This is a genomic window from Brachybacterium paraconglomeratum (assembly GCF_003994255.1).
Classification (GTDB): Bacteria; Actinomycetota; Actinomycetes; order Actinomycetales; family Dermabacteraceae; genus Brachybacterium; species Brachybacterium conglomeratum.
The window spans coordinates 443,662-466,234 of record NZ_ML133851.1; the positions used below are offsets into that span (position 1 = coordinate 443,662).

At 71.9% G+C, this 22,573-nt stretch carries 17 protein-coding genes; 10 read left to right on the forward strand and 7 right to left on the reverse strand.

The window, feature by feature from the left end; genetic code table 11:
- Positions 1-104: 104 nt before the first annotated feature.
- On the reverse strand, positions 105-1,565 hold the full coding sequence (locus DS079_RS01995; RefSeq protein ID WP_126984607.1) for an S-layer homology domain-containing protein: 1,461 nt from the start codon (positions 1,563-1,565) through the stop codon (positions 105-107).
- Between the two features lie 279 nt (positions 1,566-1,844).
- Entirely contained in the window at positions 1,845-5,141 is a 3,297-nt protein-coding gene (ileS, locus tag DS079_RS02000) for an isoleucine--tRNA ligase (RefSeq protein WP_126984608.1), read from the reverse strand.
- A 479-nt stretch (positions 5,142-5,620) separates the two neighbouring features.
- Here ileS and DS079_RS02005 point away from each other — a divergent pair, with 479 nt between their 5' ends.
- Together DS079_RS02005 and DS079_RS02010 are read left to right on the forward strand one after the other, a co-directional pair.
- Positions 5,621-5,884 carry a hypothetical protein gene (locus DS079_RS02005; protein ID WP_126984609.1) on the forward strand — a complete coding sequence of 88 codons (264 nt, stop codon included), beginning with the start codon at positions 5,621-5,623 and terminating at the stop codon, positions 5,882-5,884.
- Positions 5,885-5,974: 90 nt separating this feature from the next.
- Entirely contained in the window at positions 5,975-6,247 is a 273-nt protein-coding gene (locus DS079_RS02010) for a 2Fe-2S iron-sulfur cluster-binding protein (protein WP_010551319.1), read from the forward strand.
- A 22-nt stretch (positions 6,248-6,269) separates the two neighbouring features.
- Here the strand turns inward: DS079_RS02010 and DS079_RS02015 are convergent, their stop codons facing one another.
- The 4 genes from DS079_RS02015 to DS079_RS02030 form a co-directional block, all read right to left on the reverse strand.
- On the reverse strand, positions 6,270-6,545 hold the full coding sequence (locus tag DS079_RS02015) for a hypothetical protein (RefSeq protein ID WP_126984610.1): 276 nt from the start codon (positions 6,543-6,545) through the stop codon (positions 6,270-6,272).
- A gap of 188 nt (positions 6,546-6,733) precedes the next feature.
- On the reverse strand, positions 6,734-8,644 hold the full coding sequence (locus DS079_RS02020; RefSeq protein ID WP_241237512.1) for an ABC transporter ATP-binding protein: 1,911 nt from the start codon (positions 8,642-8,644) through the stop codon (positions 6,734-6,736).
- The gene (locus DS079_RS02025; protein WP_126984611.1) at positions 8,644-9,423 is read right to left on the reverse strand and encodes an SDR family oxidoreductase; all 780 of its coding nucleotides are present in this window, start codon (positions 9,421-9,423) and stop codon (positions 8,644-8,646) included. Before DS079_RS02025 ends, DS079_RS02020 begins: the two co-directional genes overlap by 1 nt.
- A 126-nt stretch (positions 9,424-9,549) precedes the next feature.
- Complete coding sequence (locus tag DS079_RS02030) at positions 9,550-10,860, reverse strand: dicarboxylate/amino acid:cation symporter (RefSeq protein WP_126984612.1); 1,311 nt, start codon at positions 10,858-10,860, stop codon at positions 9,550-9,552.
- Between the two features lie 182 nt (positions 10,861-11,042).
- On the opposite strand from DS079_RS02030, the gene DS079_RS02035 reads away from it, so the two are divergent.
- The 8 genes from DS079_RS02035 to DS079_RS02070 all read left to right on the forward strand — a co-directional run bounded on the left by DS079_RS02035 (position 11,043) and on the right by DS079_RS02070 (position 21,149).
- On the forward strand, positions 11,043-11,837 hold the full coding sequence (locus DS079_RS02035; RefSeq protein WP_010551310.1) for an ABC transporter permease: 795 nt from the start codon (positions 11,043-11,045) through the stop codon (positions 11,835-11,837).
- 73 nt (positions 11,838-11,910) lie between these two features.
- A complete protein-coding gene (locus DS079_RS02040) occupies positions 11,911-12,696 on the forward strand; it encodes an ABC transporter permease (protein ID WP_126984613.1) in 786 nt (261 codons plus the stop codon).
- Positions 12,693-13,745, forward strand: coding sequence for an ABC transporter ATP-binding protein (locus DS079_RS02045; protein WP_126984614.1), 1,053 nt, complete (start codon positions 12,693-12,695; stop codon positions 13,743-13,745). Before DS079_RS02040 ends, DS079_RS02045 begins: the two co-directional genes overlap by 4 nt.
- Before the next feature lie 201 nt (positions 13,746-13,946).
- Positions 13,947-15,242: a hypothetical protein gene (locus tag DS079_RS02050; RefSeq protein ID WP_126984615.1), complete on the forward strand. Its 1,296-nt coding sequence runs from the start codon at positions 13,947-13,949 to the stop codon at positions 15,240-15,242.
- 147 nt (positions 15,243-15,389) lie between these two features.
- Complete coding sequence (locus DS079_RS02055) at positions 15,390-16,448, forward strand: lipoate-protein ligase LplAB (protein ID WP_164736096.1); 1,059 nt, start codon at positions 15,390-15,392, stop codon at positions 16,446-16,448.
- Positions 16,449-16,492: 44 nt separating this feature from the next.
- The gene (locus DS079_RS17000; protein WP_164736069.1) at positions 16,493-17,812 is read left to right on the forward strand and encodes a hypothetical protein; all 1,320 of its coding nucleotides are present in this window, start codon (positions 16,493-16,495) and stop codon (positions 17,810-17,812) included.
- A 129-nt stretch (positions 17,813-17,941) separates the two neighbouring features.
- Positions 17,942-20,608, forward strand: coding sequence for a valine--tRNA ligase (gene valS / locus DS079_RS02065; protein ID WP_126984617.1), 2,667 nt, complete (start codon positions 17,942-17,944; stop codon positions 20,606-20,608).
- Between the two features lie 28 nt (positions 20,609-20,636).
- Positions 20,637-21,149: a hypothetical protein gene (locus DS079_RS02070; protein WP_010551303.1), complete on the forward strand. Its 513-nt coding sequence runs from the start codon at positions 20,637-20,639 to the stop codon at positions 21,147-21,149.
- 73 nt (positions 21,150-21,222) lie between these two features.
- On the opposite strand, the gene DS079_RS02075 is transcribed toward DS079_RS02070, so the two are convergent.
- Positions 21,223-22,530 carry a hypothetical protein gene (locus DS079_RS02075; protein WP_126984618.1) on the reverse strand — a complete coding sequence of 436 codons (1,308 nt, stop codon included), beginning with the start codon at positions 22,528-22,530 and terminating at the stop codon, positions 21,223-21,225.
- Positions 22,531-22,573 lie beyond the last annotated feature (43 nt).

Sequence of the window (22,573 nt, forward strand, 5' to 3'; positions counted from 1 at the left end):
CCGGCGAGGCCGGTGTCAGGACCCTGCGGGCAGTGACGCCGACGACGGGGAGGCGGCCGGAGACAGGGGCGCTGAGGCGCATGGGGCGACGAGCGGCCCTCCGCTCAGGCGACCTTCCAGCGGTAGACGAAGGCGGCGACGGCGTCGCGCTTGATCGGCTCGTAGGGGCGGAAGGTGCCGTCGGACCATCCGGTGGAGTAGCCGTTCGCAGCCATCCAGGTGATCTCGTCGTAGAAGACCTCCGAGCCCCGGTGCACGTCCGTGAAGGGGGACCGGGTCGGGCCCGTGAACGCGGGCGCACCGGCGGCACGGTGGAGGAACGCGGCCATGGCGTCGCGCTTGATCGGCTCGTAGGGGCGGAAGGTGCCGTCGGGCCAGCCCTGCGCGAGCCCCACCGAGTGAGCCCAGGTGATCTCCTTGTAGAAGACCGTGTCCTTCGAGTTCACGTCCTTGAAGGGCGAGACCTTCGGCGGGGTGAACGCGGGCGAGCCCGCTGCCCGGTACAGGAAGGCGATCACGGCATCGCGCTTGATCTGGTCATAGGGGCGATAGACGGCGCTCGCGCCGCTCCCCCACCCCGTGGAATAGCCCATGTGGTTCATCCAGGCGATCTCGGTGAAGAAGATCGTGCTGTCGTAGGGCACGTCCGCGAAGGGGTCCGCGGGCTTCTTCCCGAGCGGCGCAGCGACCGGATAGCGCGAGGTGCTCGCGCCCGTCGGGGAGCCGAACCACTGCGAGTAGAGGCGGTAGAAGTTGCGGTTGCCGTAGGTGGCGCAGACGTCGTCGACCACCGCCGAGGAGCCCGCGTCGAGGGTCGCCTGGGTGGGGGTGAAAGGGGTGTAGTTGTACAGCGCCGCGGTGGCCCGGTTCGAGATGGTCACCTTCCCGTAGCCGCAGAAGGCGTAGGGGCTGTACTGGATGTCGTAGGTGCGGCCCGCCTGGTAGCGGTAGCCGCGAGCCGGGTCGCCGTACGCCTGCAGGCGCACCCCGGCGTTGTAGATCTGCTGGGCGAATCCGGCGTATTTCGGGTCGCAGGTCTGGAAGTCGGGGCAGCCGAAGCCGAGCGCCTCCCTGAGCATCTTCGGGGTCGCATTGCGCGTGGTGACGAGGCCCTGCTCCTTCTGGAGCATGGTCAGGAGCACCTTGGGGCTGATGCTGCAGGCGCGGGCGACGTCGGCGATGATCGTCCCGGCGCTCGCCGCCCTCTTCGCGGGGATCGCCGCGCAGTAGGCGTCCTTCGCGCGCTGCGGGGTGTCCATCCGGAGGTCCTTGAGGCAGTCCGCGCCGTCGGTGCCGCGGGTGCAGCTCGCGCCCTTCTGATCGAGGAAGGCGTCGACCTGGGCGGCGGTCATGGAGGTGCCCGCGAACATCTGTGCGTCGCTGATGAGGGTGCCGGGGACGAAGCCGCCCAGGCCCGCGGGCGGGGTGCGGGCCTCGGAGCCGGGGGCGGCGCCGAGGACGCCGGCGGAGGCGATCAGCACGGCGAGCACGAGGAGCGCGAGACGCCGACGAGCCCGCGTCGGAGCGGTCGTCGAGGAGGACCGGGCGGGGGCAGGCGTGGACATGCGATCTCCTGGGGATGGGGGATCCCCAGCTGGATCCCTCACCATGATACGTCCGACAGATGCCCAGAAACCCGCCCTGACCAGCCGATACGCAGTCGTGACTCACGCGGGGCAGTAAATCGTCATGAAGCGGGCGAACTGACGCCCGCCGCTGTGATCGGGACGCGCGGGAGGGCCGACGGGACAGCTCGGGCGAGCTGCCGGGACGGCGCGGGCGGGCTGCCGGGACGGCGTGGGAGGGCCGACGGGGCGGCGCGCCTCGCGCCGCCCCGTCCCGCCTCAGGCCCGCTGCACCGAGACGGTGACGGTGCCGCCGGTGACCTTCTCGCTCGCCTCGTGCGCGACCTCGGCGGGCCGCGCGGGGACCTCGAGCTCGAGCGCGAGGACCTCCCCCGCGACCAGCTCACGGTGGGCGGCGACCGCGGCGACGACGGGCTCGTCGCCGTCCACGGTCAGGCGGATCCGGTCGGAGATGTCCAGTCCCGCCTCACGGCGCGCGGACTGGATCGCGCGGACCACGTCGCGGGCGGTGCCCTCCGCCTCGAGCTCGTCGGTGAGGCGGATGTCGAGGGCGAGGAAGTCGCCGCCGCGCAGCACGCCGACGGTCCGGCCCTCGAGGGCCGCACTCTCTCCGGCGACGAGGTCGAGCGAGTACTCCCCCTCCTCGAGCGCGATCCCGCCGGAGGTGACGGTGCCGTCCTCGGCCACGGACCAGTCCCCGGTCTTGGAGCCCTTGATCGCGCCCTGCATCTGCTTGCCCAGCCGCGGCCCGGCGGCGCGGGCATTGACGGTGAGCTTCTGCTCCACACCCATGCCCTGCGCCTCCTCGCTGGTGACGTCCAGCAGGCGCACGTGCTTCACGTTCAGCTCGTCGGCGATGATCGCCGTGAACGGCTCGAGCGAGGCGGGGTCGTGGTGGACGACGGTCAGCTCGGCGAGCGGAAGGCGGGCGCGCAGGCCCTCCTTCTTGCGCAGCGCGTTGCCGGCGCTGGCGATCGCGCGCACGTCGTCCATCTGGGCGACGAGCTGCTCGTCCCGGGGGAAGAGGGAGTCGTCGGGCCAGTCGGTCAGGTGCACGGAGCGGCCGCCGGTGAGCTCCTTCCAGATCTCCTCGGTGACCATCGGCAGCAGCGGCGCGGCGACCTGCAGCAGGGTCTCCAGGCAGGTGGCCAGCACGTCGATGGCCTGCGCATCGCCCTCCCAGAAGCGGTCGCGGGATCGGCGCACGTACCAGTTGGTGAGCATGTCCAGGTGGTCCTGGATCTGCTCGGCGGCGTCGGCGATCGCGAGCTCGCGGAAGGAGGCCCGCACCCCGCGCACCAGGTCGCCGGTGCGGGAGAGGAGGTAGCGGTCCATCACGTCGGTGGACTCGTACCGGGCGGCGCCGCGGTGCCCCGTCGGCCGGCCGGAGGCGTCCTTCTCCCCCGCCGCGTTGGCGTACAGCGCCAGGAAGTACCAGACATTCCACAGCGGCAGCACGACCTGGCGCGTGGCGTCGCGGATCTTCGGCTCGTCCACGACCAGGTTGCCGCCGCGCAGGATCGGCGAGGACATGAGGAACCAGCGCATCGCGTCGGCGCCGTACTTGTCGAACATCTCGCGCACGTCGGGGTAGTTCCGCAGCGACTTGGACATCTTCTGCCCGTCCTCGCCGAGCACGATGCCGTGGCAGATGACGGAGGTGAAGGCGGGCCGGTCGAACAGCGCGGTGGCCAGCACGTGCATGACGTAGAACCAGCCGCGGGTCTGCCCGATGTACTCCACGATGAAGTCCGCGGGGTTGTGGCCCTCGAACCAGTCGTGGTTCTCGAAGGGGTAGTGCACCTGCGCGAAGGGCATGGAGCCGGAGTCGAACCAGACGTCGAACACGTCGGTGACGCGGCGCATGGTGGAGCGGCCCGTGGGGTCGTCGGGGTTCGGGCGGGTGAGCTCGTCGATGTAGGGGCGGTGGAGGTTGACCTCGCCGTGCTCGTCGCGCGGGAGGGTGCCGAAGGCCTCCTCGATCTCGGCGAGGGAGCCGTAGACCTCGACGCGCGGGTGGTCGGGGTCGTCGCTCTTCCACACCGGGATCGGCGTGCCCCAGTAGCGGTTGCGGGAGACGGCCCAGTCGCGGGCGCCCTCGAGCCACCTGCCGAACTGGCCGTGCTTGACGTTGCCGGGCACCCAGTCGATCTGCTCGTTCAGCTCGAGCATCCGCTCGCGCTGGTCGGCGACCTTCACGTACCAGGAGGAGACGGCCTTGTAGATCAGCGGGTTCCGGCAGCGCCAGCAGTGCGGGTAGGAGTGCACGTAGCTGGTCTCGCGCAACAGGCGGCCCTCGCGCTGGAGATTGCGGATGACCGGGCGGTTCGCCTCGAACACCTGCAGACCGGCGATCTCGTCGAGCTCGGTGCCGCGGAAGTAGTCGTGGAACTGCGCGCCCTCGTCGACGGAGACGATGACGGGGATGCCGTAGGCGGCGCTGACCTGCTGGTCAACCTCGCCGTAGGCGGTGGCCTGATGGACCACGCCGGTGCCGTCGTCGGTGGAGACGTAGTCGGCGACGGTGACGATCCAGGCGTTCTCGGTGCCCCACTTGGCGCGGTCCTCGGAGTAGACCGTCCACAGCGGCTGATAGGTCATGTGCTCGAGCTCGGCGCCCGCGAAGCGGCGCTCCTCGATCGCGGCGACGGCGTCCTCGGCGCTCTCGTAGCCGAGCTCCTTGGCGTGCGCGCCGACGAGCGCGGCGGCCAGCAGGTAGCGGCCCTCGCCCGCGGCGGCGCCGTCGGCGGCGCCGAGCGGGCCGGCCGGCAGCACCGCGTACTCGAGCTCAGGGCCGACGGCGAGGGAGAAGTTGGTGGGCAGGGTCCAGGGCGTGGTCGTCCAGGCGAGCGCCTTCACGCCCGCCAGGCCCAGCTGCTCGGCCTTCTCGCCGGTGAAGGGGAAGGTGACGGTGACGGTCTGGTCCTGGCGCTCCTGGTAGACGTCGTCGTCCATCCGCAGCTCGTGGGCGGACAGCGGCGTCTGGTCCTTCCAGCAGTACGGGAGGACGTAATAGCCCTCGTAGGCGCGGCCCTTGTCGTGCAGGGTCTTGAACGCCCACAGCACCGACTCCATGAAGGTGACGTCGAGGGTCTTGTAGTCGTTCTCGAAGTCGACCCAGCGGGCCTGGCGGGTGACGTACTCCTCCCACTCCTTCGTGTACTTCAGCACAGAGGCGCGGGCAGCGTTGTTGAAGGCCTGCAGGCCCATGTCCTCGATCTCGGACTTCTCGGTCATCCCGAGCTCCCGCATCGCCTCCAGCTCGGCGGGCAGGCCGTGGGTGTCCCAGCCGAAGCGGCGGTCGACCTTCAGCCCGTCCATGGTGCGGAAGCGCGGCACGACGTCCTTGACGAAGCCCGTGAGCAGGTGGCCGTAGTGGGGCAGGCCGTTGGCGAAGGGCGGGCCGTCGTAGAAGACGAACTCCTCGGCGCCCTCGCGCTGGGCGATGGAGGCGCGGAAGGTGTCGTCGGTGCGCCAGAACTCCTGGATCGCGTTCTCGAGCGCGGGCAGGTGCGGCGAGGGGACGAGCGGGTCTCCGGAGACCGGGTAGACCATGGGACAACCTCCGAGGCGGAACAGGGGCGGCGGGCGGGCGGACTGCTGCCCGAGGACGCTTCCGGCGCGGGCCGGCGGCGCGGTACCACCTCGGTTGACGCCGCGCGCGCCGGCGCTGCCGACGCGGGGGCCTCCCCTCGTTCCTCAGCTGTGACGGGCTGGTCCCGGCGGGTTCTACTGGGCGCGGCGCCTGTCCTCGCGGACCGTGCTCGTGCTGTTCTTCCCGCGGCTCTCCGGTGATGGCCGGGTCGATGCCGATGCCGTGCAGTGTACGCGGGCTCGCCCGCGCGGTCACGACCGCCCCGGGGGAAGAGACGCGAGGAACAGCCGCACCGGGTCCGCGGGCCTCTGCGGCTCGCGGGGCTCCGCAGCTCCCGGGTCCCAGCACATGCGGTCGGGATCCCCAGCCGCCTGCCAGGTGGGCGGGGTCTCATGATCACGGCGGCCCCACCGGGGACGCCGTGGACGAAGGAGACGACATGGACGACGACATCCCTCACCGACGATCGCGCTTGGGCGCATCGACCCTCTCGGCGGCGGCGCTGCTGGTGCTGACCTTCGGCCCGTCCGCGCTCGCGCTGAGCCCCTCGACCGCAGCCTCCGCGGCCGCCGTGCCGCCGCGCGTGGTGGTCTCCGCCCCGGTCGCGGCCGCGGCCGCGATCCAGACGACGCGCTCGCAGGACGAGGAGGACGCCGACGGCACCGATGCCGCCGCCGCATCCACTACCGCCGAGGAGGCGTGAGTCACCTCCGCGGACGGTGACAGTCGTGGAACACTGGTCCTTCCACGGAACCGCGCGCCGCTCGGCGCGGTCGACGCAGAAGGAGCGAGGATGTCGCTGTTCGGAGAGCCCTTCACCGCCAAGTGCCTGAAGTCGGGGATCACGGTCGAGGTCGAGGAGGGCCAGTCCCTCCTCCAGGCTCTGCTCGACGCCGGCGTCCCGATGGACTACTCCTGCGAGGGCGGGGTGTGCGGCACCTGCGTGGTGCCGCTGGTCTCCGGACAGGTCGAGCACATGGACGAGTTCCTCATGGACGACGAGCAGGACAGCCAGATGATCACCTGCGTCTCGCGCGGCGAGGGTGAGATCGAGATCGACGTCTGAGACGACGCGACCGCCCGCTGCCTCACAGGCGCGGGCCGGCCACCCACCAGGCGAGGCCGACGACGCCCATGAGCGCCGCGGCGCCGAGCACCGCCAGCGGCATCGGCAGCACGGGCCCGACCACGAGCAGCATGAGCACGCCGAGGGCGGCGAGCGCCAGCATGGTCACGAACACCACCGGGCGTCCCGAGGCGGGCTTGCCTCCCGTGCCCGTCGCAGAGCCCCGGCCCGTCGCAGCATTCCGGCCCGTCGCAGCGCCGTGCCGCGCCATCGCGTCCTCCGGGAGCATCGTGGTCATGCGATGGTCCTCTTCCCTGGTCCGTGCCGTGCCCTGGTGCGGGCGCAGCGCCCGTTGCGCCGCCTGACGGGACGATCCTCCCCCGGTCCGCACGGCGCGCACATCCCGCGCAGGGAGGACTCCCGCCTCCACCTTTGGTCGTAGGCGCGCCCGCAACGGTCATGGTGCCTCCTCCCAGGCGTCCGCGATCAGCGGGCGCCTGGGTCGGGACCGGCCGGTCCCGGGCTCGGCTCGTCGCGGCGGGCGTCCTGCTGATCCTCCCGGGCGTCCTGCCGGGCGAGTTCCGCGAACACGCCGCCGCGCGCGAGCAGCTCCTCGTAGGTGCCGCGCTCGACGATCCTCCCCCGCTCCATCACCACGATCTGGTCGGCGTGGCGGACGGTGGAGAGGCGGTGGGCGATCGAGACGGTGGTGCGGCCGCGCGCGACCGCGTCGAGCGCTCCGGACATCGCCCGCTCCGTGGCGACGTCGAGGGCCGAGGTCGCCTCGTCCAGCAGCAGCACCGGCGGGTCGCGGAGGATCGTGCGGGCGAGCGCGAGGCGCTGCTTCTCCCCGCCGGAGAAGCGGTAGCCCCGCTCCCCCACGACCGTCGCGTAGCCGTCCGGGAGGGCGACGATGTGGTCATGGATCTGGGCGATGCGGCAGGCGGCGACGAGCTCCTCGTCGGAGGCCTCCGGGCGGGCGAAGCGCAGGTTCTCGGCGATGGTGGCGTGCAGGAGGTAGGTCTCCTGGGTGACCACGCCGATGCTCGCGGCGAGCGAGGACAGCGTGATCTCCCGCAGGTCGTGGCCGTCCAGGATGATTCGGCCGTCGGTCGGCTCGTAGAGCCTCGCCATGAGATAGCCGGTGGTGGTCTTGCCCGATCCGGTCGCGCCGACGAGGGCCGTGTGCTTCCCGGCCGGGACCACGAGGTCCAGGTGCGCGAGCGCCGGCTCCTCGGCGCCGGGATAGGCGAAGGTGACGTCCTCGAAGCGGATCTCGCCACGCACTCGGGCGGGGTCCAGGGAGATCGCGCCGTCGGCGTCGGCGATGAGGATCGGGGCGTCGAGGTACTCGAAGACCCGCGTGAACAGGGCGAGGGAGCTGTTGACCTGGGTCGCGACCCGCAGCAGGCCGTTGATCTGCGGGAACAGGGAGGACTGCAGGGCGATGAAGGCGACGAGGGTGCCGATGGTGATGCCGCTGCCGTCGGGGTCGGCGAACAGCAGGTGCCCGCCCAGGAAGTAGGTCAGCGCCGGGAAGAGCGACATGATCGTCGTGAACACGGCCATCTGCCAGCGGCCGGCCATCTGGGAGCGGACCTCGAGGTCGGCGAGCTCGCGGGAGTCGTCGGCGAAGGCGCTGCTGAGCGTCTCGACGCGTCCCATCGTCACCCCGAGCAGGATCCCGGAGACGGACAGCGATTCCTGGATCCCGGCGGAGAGGTCCGCGGCCTTCTCCTGCCGGGTGCGGACGATGGTGCGGCGGCGTCTGCCCACGCGCCGGTTCATCCAGACCGCGAAGGGCAGGGCGATCAGCGAGAACAGCGTGAGCCGCCAGTCCATCGCGATCATGGCGACCAGCGCCATCGCGACCCCGGCGCCGGAGGAGACGATCTGGGTCATCACCGAGGTGACCACGGACTGCATCGAGCCGATGTCGGAGAAGATCCGCGACTGGATCTCGCCGGTGCGGGTGCGGGTGAAGAATCCCAGCCCCATCCGCTGCAGGTGGGAGTAGACCGCCACGCGCAGGTCGTGCATCACCGACTGGCCCACGCGGGCCGAGAGCATCGACTGGGTGACGCCGAGGGCGCTCGCGACGACGGTGACGGCGATGAGCCCGCCCACGGACCAGGCGAGCACGTCGGCGCGCTGCTCGGGCAGGGCCACGTCGACGATCTCACGGATCAGGAACGGGGAGACCACCCCGGCGGCCGCGGCGAGGACGATCAGCGAGAGCACGGCGGCGAGAGTGCCGCGGTAGGGGCGGAACAGGCCCAGCACCCGGCGCACATCGGGCTTCTGCCCGGGGGCGAGCTTCAGGTCGCCGCCGCCTCGGCCCCCGCCGCCTCCCATGCCGCCGCCCATGCCCCCGCCGGGCATGCCGCCGTGGGACATCAGAGTCCCTGGTGGCGGGCCACCCGGTGGGCCGCGGCCTGGGCGAGGGGGCGCACGGTGACCAGGTCGAGGTTCACGTGGTGCGGGGCGTTCAGGGCGTAGGAGACGACGTCGGCGCAGTCCTCCGCGGTCAGGGGCTGCTCGACCCCGTCGTAGACGGCATCGGCCGCGTCCTGGTCGCCGAGGCGGACGAGGGAGAACTCCTCGGTGCGGACCATGCCGGGGGCGACCTCGATGACGCGCACCTTCTCCCCGTTCAGCTCGAGCCGGAGGGCGGCGGCGAGCATGTGCTCCCCGGCCTTCGCGGCGTTGTAGCCGGACCCGCCGGGGTAGGCCTCATGGCCGGCGACGGAGGTGAGGAAGAGGAGGTCGCCGCGGCCGCTGCGGCGCACGGCGGGCAGCAGGGCGCGGGTCACGCGCACGGCGCCGAGCACGTTGATGTCGTACATCCGCTGCCACTTCTCGAGGTCGGCCTCGGCGGCCGTCTCGACGCCGAGGGCGCCGCCGGCGACATGGACGACGGCGTTCAGGCTCCCGTCGAAGAGCTCTTCGACGCGGGCGACGAGCGCGGCGACCGACTCGTCGGAGGTGACGTCCACGGCGAGGACCTCGCAGCCGGTCTCGGCGGCGAGCTCGGCCAGGCGCTCCTCGCGCCGTGCGACGGCCAGGACCCGCCAGCCGTCGGCGACCAGGCGGGCGGCGGTGGCACGGCCGATGCCGGAGGAGGCGCCGGTGACGACAGCGGTCAGAGGGGCGTCAGCAGGGCTGTGAGCAGTCATGGTGCCGAGCCTACGTCGGCGCCGGCGGCGCGGGCACGGCCGTCCCGTCGGCGTCCGGGACGGCCGACGGGAGGGCGGACACGCCCGGACGACAGGAGCGCGCGCCCGGACGACAGGAGCGGGGCCTCAGACCCCGTGGACCTGCTCGTGCCGGCCCGCGGCGAGGTCGCCCTCGACCCGACCCTTCGAGAGCCGGGTCATGACGGCGGCGATCGCACCGTCGCCGGTAACGTTGGTGGCGGTGCCGAAGGAGTCGATCGCGATGTAGGCGGCGATCATCAGGCCCACGGCCGCGTCGTCGAAGCCGAGGATCGAGGAGAGCACGCTGGCGGCGGCCATGATCGCGCCGCCGGGCACGCCGGGCGCGGCGATCATCACGATGCCGAGCATGAACACGAAGCCCAGCAGCGCCGGGACGTTCAGCCCCATGCCGGTGACGATCATGATCGCGACGGCGAAGGTGGTGATCTTCAGAGTGGAGCCGGCGAGGTGGATCGTCGCGCCCAGCGGGATCACGAAGTCGGCGATCGCGTCGGGGATGCCGTTGCGCTTGGTGCACTCGACGGTGACGGGGATGGTCGCGGCCGAGGAGCTGGTGCCCAGCGCCGTCATGTAGGCCGGGAGCATCCGGCCCAGCATCCGCAGCGGGTTACTCCCCATCGCGAGGCCTGCGACGCCGTACTGGGCCAGCAGCACCACCACGGTCATCGCGAAGACCAGCAGGATCACGGCGAGGAAGGTGCCGATGACGGTCCAGATCTGGCCGTTCATGGTCAGACCCAGGAACATGCCGAAGATGTACAGCGGCAGCAGCGGCACGATGATCGCCTCGATGATCCGCACGATGATCGTGCGCAGCTGCTCGAAGGACTCCTGCAGGGCGCCCTTCTTCACGAGGGTCAGCCCGATGCCGAGGCAGAAGGAGAGCACCAGCGCCGTCATCACGTCGAACACCGGCGGGATCTCGATGTCGAAGTAGGCCGCGATCGCCGAGTCCTCGGGGTTCTCGAGCGTGCCGATGCTCGCGCCGTCCAGCATCCGCGGCAGCAGCACCAGGGAGATCCCGAGCGCGAACAGCCCGCACAGCACCGTGGAGAGATAAGCGATGCCGGTGGTGGCGGCGAGCATCTTCCCGGCGCCGCGGCCGAGCTCCGCGATCGCCGGGGTCACCAGGCCCACGATGATCAGCGGGATGAGGAAGCCGAGGAAGCCGGAGAAGATCCCGTTGAAGGTGGTGAAGACGCGGGCGATCGACTCGGGCATCACCAGGCCCAGACCGATCGCGAGCACGATCGCGACGAGGATCCGGGGCAGGAGGCCGAAGCGGGGGCGACGAGGAGCCGCGGAGGGGGTGCCCGCGGCGGAGTCAGCGGCGCCGCGCGCCGCCGCGGGATCCTCCGCGGCGGAGTCGACAGCGCTGTCGAGATTCGAGTTCATGAGGGTCCGGTTCGCTGAGGAGGGACGGGGACCGGGACAGCGTAGACGGCCGATGCCCGCGGGCGCTCCACTGCAGGGAGGACCGTCCGAGCGCCGGGGGCGCCGACGGGGCCGAGGTGCAGGCCCGCGCAGCACCCACCTCTGTCTTGTGGCACGTTCCACAGCGCACTAAGGTTGATCGAGTGCCTGCTCACGGACGGATCGCCGCTGCCGCCTTCCGCCAGTACTCCACCTACCGGATGGCGACCGCCGCGGGCATCTTCACCAACACGATCTTCGGGTTCATCCGCGCCTCGATCATGTTCGCCGCGATCGGCACGGCGGGCGGCGAGCTCGGCGGGTACACGATGCTGCAGGCGGCGACCTATGTATGGCTGGGCCAGGCGCTGCTCGCCCCGATCGAGGCCTTCGGCACCCGGGAGGTGTCCCAGCGGGTCCACCAGGGCGACATCGCGGTGGACCTTCTGCGCCCCGTGGATCTGCTCAGCCTCCACTACGCGCAGAAGCTCGGCCGCGCGGCGTTCCTGCTGCTGGCCCGCGGCATCCCTCCGCTGGTGGTGGGCGCCCTGGTGACCGGGCTCGCCCTGCCCGAGCATCCGCTGTCCTACCTGCTCGGCGCCCTCTCGCTGCTGCTCGCGATCACGGTCGCCTTCCTCGCCGACATGATGGTGAACCTCGCCGCCTTCTGGCTGGTGGAGACCCGCGGACTGACCGTCGTCTACAACGCGACGATGAACCTGCTCTCGGGCTTCCTCATCCCGATCGTGTGGTTCCCGGACTGGCTGCTGGCGATCGCTCGGGCGACCCCGTTCCCCTCGATGATCCAGACCCCGATCGACACGCTCTCGGGCCGCGTCCCGCCGGCGGAGGCGCTCGGACTGATCGGCGTGCAGATCGGCTGGGCGGCGGTGCTGGCGCTCGCGGCCTGGGCGATGCTGCGCGCCGGCACGCGGAGCCTGGAGGTGCAGGGTGGCTGAGCAGGAGAGGCCGGGCGCCGCGAGTGAAGGGAGCCGAACGGGGGCGCAGGACCGCCCCGTCTCGACCGCGCGCATGATCGCGACCCTCTACGGCTCGCGCCTGCGCTCGCAGGCGACGTTCCGCACCAGCTTCCTCGCCGACGTGCTCGGCCAGGTGCTGATCGTGGGCACCGAGTTCCTCGAGCTGTGGGTGGTCCTCTCCCAGGTCGGCGTCCTCGGAGGGATGACGCTCTCGCAGGTCGCGGTGGTCTACGGGCTCGGCGCCCTCGCCTTCGGGATCGGCGACTTGTTCTTCGGGGAGATCGACGGGCTCTCGGCGCAGATCCGCTCCGGGCGCCTGGAGACGCTGCTGATCCGCCCGGTGCCGCTGCTGCTGCAGATCTCGAGCCTGGACCTCTCGCTGCGACGCATCGGGAGGATCGCGGTGGGGCTCGGGATGTATGTTACCGCGCTGGCCATCGCGGGCTTCTCCCCGACCCCGGCGCTGCTGCTGCTCGCGGTGCTGGCCCCGTTCGCCGGGGCGCTCATCTTCGGAGCGCTGTTCACGATGGCCGGGGCGCTGCAGTTCTGGCTGGTGGACGGGCGCGAGTTCGCCAATGCCTTCACCTACGGCGGCAACTACGTCGCCACCACCCCCGGCGCCGTGTTCGCCCTGCCGATGCGGGCCTTCTTCACCTTCGTGATCCCGGCGACCCTGATCGCCTATGCCCCCGCCCTCGCGCTGCTGGGTCTGCCCGGCCCCGCCCTGGTCCCGTCCTGGGCGGGCTGGGTCGGCCTGCCCGTGGCGCTCCTCGCCTGGACCATCGCCCTGATCCTCTGGCGCGCGGGGGTCCGTCGCTACACAGGAGCAGGTGGATGACCTCTCACCCCGTCCCGTCCCTCCCGACCCCGTCGGACCCGTCGGCCGCCCGCAGCCCCGACGTCGAGTCCTCCCCCGCGCTCGAGCTTGCGCAGCTGCGTCGTGACTACGTCGTGCGCGCCGCCGCCCCGGGCTCCCGCCGGCGCCGGCGGCAGCGGGTGCGGGCGGTCGACGAGATCTCGCTGCGCATCGAGCGCGGAGAGGCCGTCGGCTTCGTCGGCGCGAACGGCGCCGGGAAGTCCACCACCATCAAGATGATCACCGGCATCCTGCAGCCCACGGCGGGCTCCGTGCGGGTGCTGGGGCGCGACCCGGTGCCGGAGCGTCGGCGTCTCGCCCGCGAGATCGGGGTGGTGTTCGGGCAGCGCTCGCAGCTGTGGTGGGACCTGCCGCTGCGGGACAGCTACCGGATCCTCGGCGCGATGCACCGCCTGACCGATCGGGCTCTCGCCGCGCGCCTGGACCGGCTCGTGGAGGGTCTGGACCTGGCGGGATTCCTGGACCGGCCGGTGCGTCAGCTGTCGCTCGGGCAGCGGATGCGCGGGGAGGTCGCCGCGGCGCTGCTCCACTCCCCCGCGCTGGTGGTCCTCGACGAGCCGACGATCGGGCTGGACATGGTCTCCAAGGAGGGGCTGCGTCGCTTCCTGCGCGAGGACCGGGCCGAGCGCGGCACTACCCTGTTCCTCACCACGCACGACATGGGCGACGTCGAGCGGCTGTGCGACCGGATCGTGGTGGTCGCCTCCGGGCAGGTCGCCTACGACGGCGCGCTCGCCGGCTTCCGGGAGCGGCTCGGCTCGCCGCGCGAGCTCGTGCTCGACCTCGCCGCGCCGCGTCTCGAGGCGCTCGCGCTGCCCGAGGGGGCGCGGACCCTCGCGATCGAGGCGGAGGGGATCCGTCACCGGATCGCATTCTCCGGGGCGGAGCTGACCGTGCCGGCGCTGCTGACCCGGATCGGCGCCCAGGCCGAGGTGCAGGACCTCTCCCTCACCGAGCCGGCCGTCGAGGACCTCGTGCGGCGCATCAACGCCGGGGACCGTCCGGGCTGACGACGGCGGGCTCGCCGGCGCCATCCTCCCCGGACCGGCCCGGCCGACGCCGCACCGGGCGCGCCCCTTCGTTCATGCGGGGACACACCGCGCCCCGCGACCTGCGCTGATGCACACTGGTCCCCGGGGGATACTGAGAGATCCCGTGTCCTGCCCGGCAGTCCCCGCCGCGGCAGGGCACGGCGCGAGAGAAGGAGGACCATGGCCCGCTCCTACGCCACCGTCGGACAGATGCTCACCTACGCCGTCGAGCGCACGGTCAACGCCCCGGAGAGCGCCGAGCGCACCGAGCGGCCCGTGCGCGCCGACGCGATCCTCCGCCACATGCTCGAGTTCGTGCTGATGGCCCCGCGCAGCCGCCGTGCGTTCCTGCGCACGGTGCTCCGGACCGAGCGCGCCACCGGCAGCATCGTCGCCGCGCCGCGCCTGCACCGCCATTCCCCCGACCTGGTCGCCGAGATCCTCCCGACCTCCCCCGAGTCCGACGACGGCGCCCGCCTCGGCATCGTGGTGAGCACGGACGGGCTGCTGCGCACCACCCAGCTCGAGAAGCACCTGGCCGCGCTCGGCACCTCGGAGCACCATCTGCTGCTGGCGGTCTCGCGCCGCAACGACCTCGTCGGCGGCGAGGAGCAGCTGCCCGAGCGGGTGCAGGCCACGAGCTGGCGCTCGCTCGCCCGGCGGATGTCGAAGGCCGATCCCGGCCATCAGGCGCTGTGGGAGACGATCGGGGAGATCGGCGAGAACTCGGGCCGGCCCATCGTGCAGTACCCGGTGGAGGCGAAGCGGCTGCTGACCAAGGCGTCGGTCGCCCGGGAGTTCCGCGGCCACCTCGACGTCATGCACCGCGCCTCCCGCGACCTGCTGGGCACCAGCCCGCACTTCTCGACCCGGCGCGGCCAGACCGACGCGCACCTCCAGGCCGGGGTGCGCCTGCACCGCACCGGCCTCGAGTTCGGCGAGGTCGAGCAGGGCACTCCCGTGCACCTCCAGCGCGCCGGCCACGAGCCGGTGCCGCTGGGCATCGGCCTGCCGCGCACCGACGAGGAGAGTGCCGAGGCCGCGGAGCGCCTGGAGACCCTCGCCCGGCGCACGGCCTGGCGCACCGACGAGGGCGCGCTGCCCGCGACGCCGGAGCTGATCGGCGCCCCCGCCTCCCCGGAGGTGGAGGGGGCGCGCCTGCTGCTGTGGGCGGTGCTGAACCCGATGCTGCTGCGGGATCGCGGCTTCGATCTCGCGCCCGCCCGGCGCCAGCCGGCGCTGACGGCGACCACGATGGGGCTGCGCCTGCTCCATCGCGGCGACGAGACCGGGACCACCTACCGGCTCTGGGTGGGCGGCGAGCGGGACTGGACCCACTTGATCCCGAAGGTGACGCGCGAGGCGACGGCGGATCGGCCGGAGGAGACCTACGCGGTGGCGCCCCGCAAGAGCCAGTCCACCGCGGACTTCGTGTGGGAGGTCCACCGGGCGCTGCGCTCGCTGACGATCCCGTGATCTCGCGGCCCGTGCTCGTCAGCCCCGTGCCCCGTCGGCACGGCGGCTCCGCATGGCCGGTCGGCCCGGCATGACTCGTCGGCCCCGCCGCGCCGTGCCGGGATGCGCGAGGATGGGGTCATGGATGCTTCGAGCGAGACCCCGGTGATGCACGGCGAGTACAAGGTCCGCGGCGGCAAGCTCGTCGCCGTCGACGTCACCGCCCAGGACGGCCGGATCGCCTCCGCGCACGTGTTCGGCGACTTCTTCCTCGAGCCCGACGACGCGCTCGAGGAGTTGAACGCAGCGCTCGAGGGCATGCCCACCGATGCGACGGCCGCCGAGCTCGGCGCCGCGATCACCGACCGTCTCGCCGCCCTCCCCGAGCCGGTGGAGATGATCGGCTTCGACGCCGAGGCGGTCGCGATCGCCGTGCGGCGCGCACTCGGGCACGCCTCGAGCTGGGACGATCTCACCTTCGACGTGATCCCGCCCGTCGTCCTTCCCCCGGTGATGCATGTGGCGCTCGACGAGGTGCTGCCGAAGGAGGTCATCGCCGGCCGGCGGCGCCCCCACTTCAGGATCTGGGACTGGGACTCCTCGCTGGTGGTGATCGGCTCCTACCAGTCGCTGCGCAACGAGATCGACGCCGAGGGCGCCGCGAAGCACGACATCGGGGTGGTGCGCCGCATCACCGGCGGCGGAGCGATGTTCATGGAGCAGGGCAACTGCATCACCTATTCCCTCGTGGTGCCCACCTCGCTGGTGGAGGGGCTGAGCTTCGAGCAGGCCTACGCGTATCTCGACGACTGGGTGATGGGCGCGCTCGCGGAGATCGGGGTGAGGGCCCACTACGTGCCGCTGAACGACATCGCCTCCGAGCAGGGCAAGATCGGCGGCGCCGCGCAGCGCCGCTTCGCCGGCGGCGTGCTGCTGCACCACGTGACGATGAGCTACGACATCGACGCGGACAAGATGGGAGAGGTGCTGCGGATCGGCCGCGAGAAGCTCTCCGACAAGGGCACCCGCAGCGCGAACAAGCGCGTGGACCCGATGCGCTCCCAGACGGGTCTCGCGCGCGAGCAGATCATCGGCGGGTTCCTCGAGTTCTTCCGCGCCCGCTACGACACCGTCGAATCGAGCTACACCGAGGACGAGCTCGCGAAGGCGGGCGAGCTGGTGGAGACCAAGTTCGGCACCGAGGAGTGGACCGCGCGGGTGCCGTGAGGCGAAGTAGGCGCGAGCGATCCCGCGAGACCCTACGATGAGCCGTGCTCAGCTACCTCCTCGCCCCGCGCTCGACGGTGCTCGACCTGCTCGAAGGCGACGACGACGCCTCCGTCGGCCCCGAATCCGCGACGGGCTGGACCGTCGCCTGGTTCGAGGATCCGGATCTCATCGAGGAGATCAGGACCGCGATCCTGGTGGACGAAGCGGGCGAGGTGGAGATCGCTCTCGGCGTCCGGCGTGACGGGGTGACCCGCTCCTGGTCGTGGGCCGTGGACGAGGACGAGAAGTGCGTCGACGATGCCGACGGCGTCGTCGAGGTCGGTGACGGCGAGAGTCTGGCCGACGAGGACGGGGCAGCGCGTGAGCTCGCCGCCGCGCTCGGGGCACCGGACGAGATCCGGTCGGCACTGCGAGAGCTGCTCGCCCAGCGCAGGGAGCCGGACAGCTTTGTCGACCGGCTCGCCACGCTCACCGGCCTCCCCGCGCCCTCGCCCCCGCATCCTGTACGCGCACTCGTGCTCTCCCGGACCACGCCCGCCGCGACGCGCCTGACCGGTCAGATCGCCGCGACCGGGCTGGGAGACATCGCGCTGGCCGACCTCGGGGATGGCTGGTCCGGCCTGCTGATGCTCGAGAATCCTGATCTCGGCCCCCAGCTGGCGGATGCCGTCGGGCGCTTCATCGCTGCACAGGGGCTGCGCTCGCGGAAGAAGCGGGCGCTGCTGCTGTGGCGCGGCGAGAACGGCGCAGCCGGGTTCGAGCTGCACCGCGGAGAGAACCTGTACGCCGCGCACTCCTGGGGCACCGGATGGACCGACATCGTCAGCGCCGAGCTGTCGGTGCGCGACGCCTTCGCCGAGGAGCTGCTCGTGCTCGCCCCTGATGCGCCAGAGCATCGTCCGCGCCTGCGCTCGCTGATGCGTGCTGACACCCGGGATCGCGACCCGCTCGCAGAACTCGTCGACCTCCTCGATCTGCCGTCCGACGCGATCGCCGTGCTGGATCCGGGGGTGGACGGTACAGCGGCGGCGCCTTGGGACGACCCGCCGGTGCCGCTCGAGCTGCTCGAGCCGGCCGGGCTCGGACGCTTCCTCCGCGGCCTCGTGACCGGTCGCGGCCTGCCGCCGCTCGCGCCCCGCTGGGTCCTGCGCGCCTATGGGGCACTCTGCGCCTCGCTCTCGCTGCTGAGCGCCCTGTGGGCCGCGACGAAGACGTTGGTCGTCGCGACTGACGGCGCCATCGTGGATCAGCCGACGGCCACCGCCGGGGACTGGATCTTCCTGTGCGTCGCCGTCGTCGCCACCGTCGTCAACGCGGTGATCGCCGCCGGGTCTTTCCTCCAGGCCCGCGCAGCGGAGTGACGGCGTCCGTCGAGGGAGTGCTGACGGACGAGCAGGTTCCGACCGGCCGCCGTCCCGGGCATGCGCGAGAGCGCTCACACTGCTGACGCCTGCGTTGCACGGGGGCGCAGACCTGGAACAATGACCCCCATGACCGACACCGCATCGCGCCCTGACGCCCAGACCTCGATCCCCGATCGCCCCTCCCTCGAGGGCCTCGAGGAGAAGTGGGACGGCGTATGGAGCGAGCAGCAGCTCTACGCCTTCGACGAGGACACCACCCGTGACCAGGTGTTCAGCGTCGACACCCCGCCGCCCACGGCGTCCGGCTCCCTGCACATCGGCCACGTCTTCGGCTACTCGCAGGCCGACATGATCGTGCGCTACCAGCGCATGCGCGGCAAGAACTGCTTCTACCCGCTGGGCTGGGACGACAACGGCCTGCCCACCGAGCGCCGCGCCCAGAACTACTACGGGGTGCGCTGCGATCCCTCGCTGCCCTACGACCCGGGCTTCACGCCCCCGATGGAGGGCGGCTCGAACAAGTCCTCCAAGGCCGCGAACCAGGTCCCGATCTCCCGCCGAAACTTCATCGAGCTGTGCGAGAAGCTGACCACGATGGACGAGAAGTCCTTCGAGGAGGTCTTCCGCACCCTGGGCCTGTCGGTGGACTGGAACCACAGCTACCAGACGATCGACGCCCACTCCCGCGCCACCTCGCAGCGCGCCTTCCTCGAGAACCTCGAGGCCGGCCAGGCGTACCAGTCCGAGGCCCCCACCATGTGGGACGTCACTTATCGCACCGCCGTCGCGCAGGCCGAGCAGGAGGACCGCGACCGCGAGGGCGCCTACCACCGCATCGGCTTCACCCGCCCCGATGGCGAGAAGGTCTTCATCGAGACCACGCGCCCCGAGCTGCTCCCTGCCTGTGTGGCCCTGGTCGCCCACCCCGACGACGAGCGCTACCAGGACCTGTTCGGCACCACCGTCACCTCTCCCCTGTTCGGCGTGGAGGTGCCCGTGAAGGCGCACCCGCTGGCCCAGGCGGACAAGGGCGCCGGCATCGCGATGATCTGCACCTTCGGCGACTCCACCGACGTGATCTGGTGGCGCGAGCTGGAGCTGCCCACCCGCTCCGTCGTCGGCCGCGACGGCCGCTTCCTGCCCGAGGCGCCGTGGATCTCCACCGCCGAGGGCCAGGCCGCCTACGCCGAGCTCGCGGGCCTGACCGTGTTCAGCGCGCAGAAGCGCGTGGTCGAGATGGTCACCGAGTCCGGCGACCTCGTCGGCGAGCCGAAGAAGATCTCCCACCCGGTGAAGTTCTACGAGAACGGCGACAAGCCGCTCGAGTTCGTCACCTCCCGCCAGTGGTACCTCACCAACGGCGGCCGCGACTCCTCCGAGGGCGGGCTGCGCGACGAGCTGATCGCGCGCGGCAAGGAGCTCACCTGGCACCCCGCCTACATGGAGTCCCGCTACCGCAACTGGGTCGAGGGCCTGGCCGGCGACTGGCTGATCTCCCGCCAGCGCTTCTACGGCGTGCCCTTCCCGGTCTGGTACGGCGTGGGCGAGGACGGCGAGACCGACTACGACACGGTGCTCACCCCGTCCGTCGACGAGCTCCCGATCGATCCGACGATCGACGTGCCGGCAGGCTTCACCGAGGAGCAGCGGGGCCAGGCCGGCGGCTTCGTCGCCGACCCCGACATCCTCGACACCTGGGCGACCTCGTCCCTGTCCCCGCAGCTCGCGGGCGGCTGGAACTCCGACCCGGCGCTGTTCGAGAAGGTCTACCCGATGGACCTGCGCCCGCAGGGCCACGACATCATCCGCACCTGGCTGTTCTCCACGGTCGTGCGCTCCCACCTGCAGCAGGACGCGCTGCCGTGGAAGCACGCCTCGATCAACGGCTGGATCCTGGACCCCGACCGCAAGAAGATGTCGAAGTCCAAGGGCAACGTGGTCACCCCGATCGGCCTGCTGCAGCAGCACGGCTCCGACGGCGTGCGCTACTGGGCGGGCCGTGCGCGTCAGGGCGTGGACACCGCCTTCGACGAGGGGCAGATGAAGATCGGCCGACGCCTCGCGATCAAGATCCTCAACGCCTCGAAGTTCGCGCTCGGCTTCGGCGAGGCTCCCGCGGACCCGGCCGGCCGACTCGCCGCGGATCCGTCGGCGGTCACCGATCCGCTGGACCGGGCGCTGCTCGCGCAGCTCGCGGACGTGGTCGACCAGGCCACCGCCGCGAACGAGGACATGGACTACGCCCGTGCCCTCGAGGCCGTCGAGCCGTTCTTCTGGGCGTTCTGCGACGACTACATCGAGCTGGTCAAGGAGCGCGCCCACGGCAACGCCCCGGCCGGCGAGGCCGGTGCCGCCTCGGCGCGAGCGGCGCTCGCGATCGCGCTCGAAGTGCTGCTGCGCCTGTTCGCGCCGGTGATCGTGTTCGCGACCGAGGAGGTCTGGTCGTGGTGGCGCGGCGGCTCCGTGCACACCCAGCCCTGGCCGGAGTCCGCGCCGCTGCGCGAGGCCGCCCAGGGCCAGGACTCCGCGCTCGTGGACTCCGTCGCCCAGGCCGCGATCGTGGTGCGCCGCATCAAGTCCGACGCGAAGGTCTCCCAGAAGACCCCGATCCTCGCCGTGACCGTCGAGGCCCCCGCAGCGGCGCTCGCGCATCTCGAGGCCGCCGCTGCGGACCTCACGGCGCTCGGCCGGATCGAGAGGCTCGAGCTGGTCGCCGGCGCGGGCGAGGAGATCACCACCCGCGACGTGGAGCTCGGCGAGCCGCCGGTCAAGCAGCCGCGCAGCAAGGCCTGAACGACCGGACGCGGGAGGAGCGAGGGCCATGCAGATCCGCACGTACCGTTCCGGGGTCAACCGGATGTTCCTGTGGATGGGCGTGGCCCTCGTCGTGGTCGCGGTCCTGCTCTTCGGCGCGGTGCCGGTGCTCGGCTGGTCCCTCACGCGCAGCCCCGCCCTGCTCGGGATGCTGCTCGGCCTGCCGGTGTTCGGCCTCGCCGGGGCGGTGATGGCGCTGGTCGGGGCTCGGCGCCGCGTGCTCGTCGGACCGGACCGGGTGACCTGGTACGGGGTGCTCGGGGCCCCGAGCGTCGTCCTGTTCTCGGAGGTCGCCCACGTCGAGGTGCCCTCGGGGCGCCGGGGTCCCCGCGCCGTCGCGCTGCATCGCCGCGACGGCAGGGTGCAGGTGATCGGCGCGCTGGCCATGTCCTCGGGAGAGGGCGGCAACAGCGCGGACGGCGCCTACAGGGAGGCGGCGAGCGACCTCGTCGCCTCGCATGCCCGGTGGTGGGCGCTGGCCCGGGGCCCTCAGCAGGGCCGGACGCCGGGACGACGCTGACCCGCCGCCGCTGACTGCAGGGCCTCGGAGCCGCGAGCGACCGCGAGGTGGCCGGCGGAGAGGCCGGTATCGCTCAGAACGGCCACTTGTCGGAGACGTAGTCCGTGGCCCCCTGGAACGCTCCGGAGGCGTCGCCGATCGCGTCGTCGATGTCGTAGTCGCCCGGGGTGAAGGTGTTCACGATCTGGTTCGGATGGACCGCCACGGTGGTGGAGCCGCCGAGCCCGAGCTCGGCCGCGAGCGAACCGGCGACGCTGACGGAGATCTCGTCGGCGGAGATCGTCTGCCCCGCGCCCGCCCCGACCCCGTAACCGGCCTTCTCGCTGATGGAGGTCGAGCCGGAGAACCATCCGCCGGGCGAGGTGGATTCGAAGGTCTGGGTCGCCTGCGCCCCGGCGAAGGCGCGGGCGTCGAAGCCCTGGCTGAAGCCGTTGACCTGACCGTCTTCGTTGCGCGTGACGTGCGAGTACGCGTTCGCGCTGGCGTTCGCGCCGGCGTAGAGGTCCTGCCGGATGGTCCCCGAATTGCCGAGCGGGCCGTCGACGGTGGCGTACTGCGAGGAATAGGCGCCGAGCCCGGCGCGGGCTCCGGCGGCGACGCCGTCCGGTCCGACGGTGCCTCCGGCCTCCGCGTAGCCCTCCGCCCCTACCCGGGCGCCGGCCTGGATCCCGGTCCCGAGAGGTCCGTCGAGGCGGTCGTCGATGCCGATCTCGGCGCTGCCCCGCGCACCGACGGTCCCGGTCACGTTGCCGTACGGATCGGTGGTGACGTTGGTGCCGGCGCTGTAGTCGTACCCCGCGTACCCGTCGAGGAATCCGTAGCTCTCGTCGATCTCGCGCCCGTCCCACAGCGAGTCGCCACCGGTGATCTGCTCGCCGATCGGTCGGTCGTCCCCGTACTTCGCGCCGCGCGAGGTGAAGCCTGGATCGCCGAAGAACTCCTGCGGCCCATCGCCGTCGCCGCCGGTGAACCAGTCCTCGAGGTCCTTGCGGAGGTGGTCGATGACGCCCGGGGTGAGGGGCAGCCCGGGGATCGGCGCGGGCAGCGGCATCAGCGGGCCCGGGAAGGGCATCGGGAACAGGTCGCGCAGGACGTCCAGAAGGCCGCCCCCGTCCCCGGCGGAGGCCTCGTCCTGCTCCTCGGCGTGGCGGCGGATCTCCTCGCCGCGGCCCTGGAGGTCTTCCGCCTTCGCGCGCAGGCCGGGCGCGATCACACCGTGCCACAGGGCGCGGAACGCTATCGCGTCCGGTCCCATCCACGGCACGGAATCGATGAGCCTCGTCGCCGCGTCGGTGATCTCGTCGACCGTCCGCGATCCCTGCTCGAAGGCGGTCCCCTGCTGCCGCATCTGCTCGGTGTCGCCGCCCTGGAAACCCGCCATCATCTCTCCCCCGAAGTCCTCGTCGTGCGACGGGACCGTGTCC

Coding starts and splice junctions, on each gene's coding strand:
- DS079_RS01995 (WP_126984607.1), bottom strand. CDS start 1,565: ATGTCCACGCCTGCCCCCGCCCGGTCCTCCTCGACGACCGCTCCGACG.
- ileS (WP_126984608.1), bottom strand. CDS start 5,141: ATGGTCTACCCGGTCTCCGGAGACCCGCTCGTCCCCTCGCCGCACCTG.
- DS079_RS02005 (WP_126984609.1), top strand. CDS start 5,621: ATGGACGACGACATCCCTCACCGACGATCGCGCTTGGGCGCATCGACC.
- DS079_RS02010 (WP_010551319.1), top strand. CDS start 5,975: ATGTCGCTGTTCGGAGAGCCCTTCACCGCCAAGTGCCTGAAGTCGGGG.
- DS079_RS02015 (WP_126984610.1), bottom strand. CDS start 6,545: ATGACCACGATGCTCCCGGAGGACGCGATGGCGCGGCACGGCGCTGCG.
- DS079_RS02020 (WP_241237512.1), bottom strand. CDS start 8,644: ATGTCCCACGGCGGCATGCCCGGCGGGGGCATGGGCGGCGGCATGGGA.
- DS079_RS02025 (WP_126984611.1), bottom strand. CDS start 9,423: ATGACTGCTCACAGCCCTGCTGACGCCCCTCTGACCGCTGTCGTCACC.
- DS079_RS02030 (WP_126984612.1), bottom strand. CDS start 10,860: ATGAACTCGAATCTCGACAGCGCTGTCGACTCCGCCGCGGAGGATCCC.
- DS079_RS02040 (WP_126984613.1), top strand. CDS start 11,911: ATGATCGCGACCCTCTACGGCTCGCGCCTGCGCTCGCAGGCGACGTTC.
- DS079_RS02045 (WP_126984614.1), top strand. CDS start 12,693: ATGACCTCTCACCCCGTCCCGTCCCTCCCGACCCCGTCGGACCCGTCG.
- DS079_RS02050 (WP_126984615.1), top strand. CDS start 13,947: ATGGCCCGCTCCTACGCCACCGTCGGACAGATGCTCACCTACGCCGTC.
- DS079_RS02055 (WP_164736096.1), top strand. CDS start 15,390: ATGCACGGCGAGTACAAGGTCCGCGGCGGCAAGCTCGTCGCCGTCGAC.
- valS (WP_126984617.1), top strand. CDS start 17,942: ATGACCGACACCGCATCGCGCCCTGACGCCCAGACCTCGATCCCCGAT.
- DS079_RS02070 (WP_010551303.1), top strand. CDS start 20,637: ATGCAGATCCGCACGTACCGTTCCGGGGTCAACCGGATGTTCCTGTGG.
- DS079_RS02075 (WP_126984618.1), bottom strand. CDS start 22,530: ATGGCGGGTTTCCAGGGCGGCGACACCGAGCAGATGCGGCAGCAGGGG.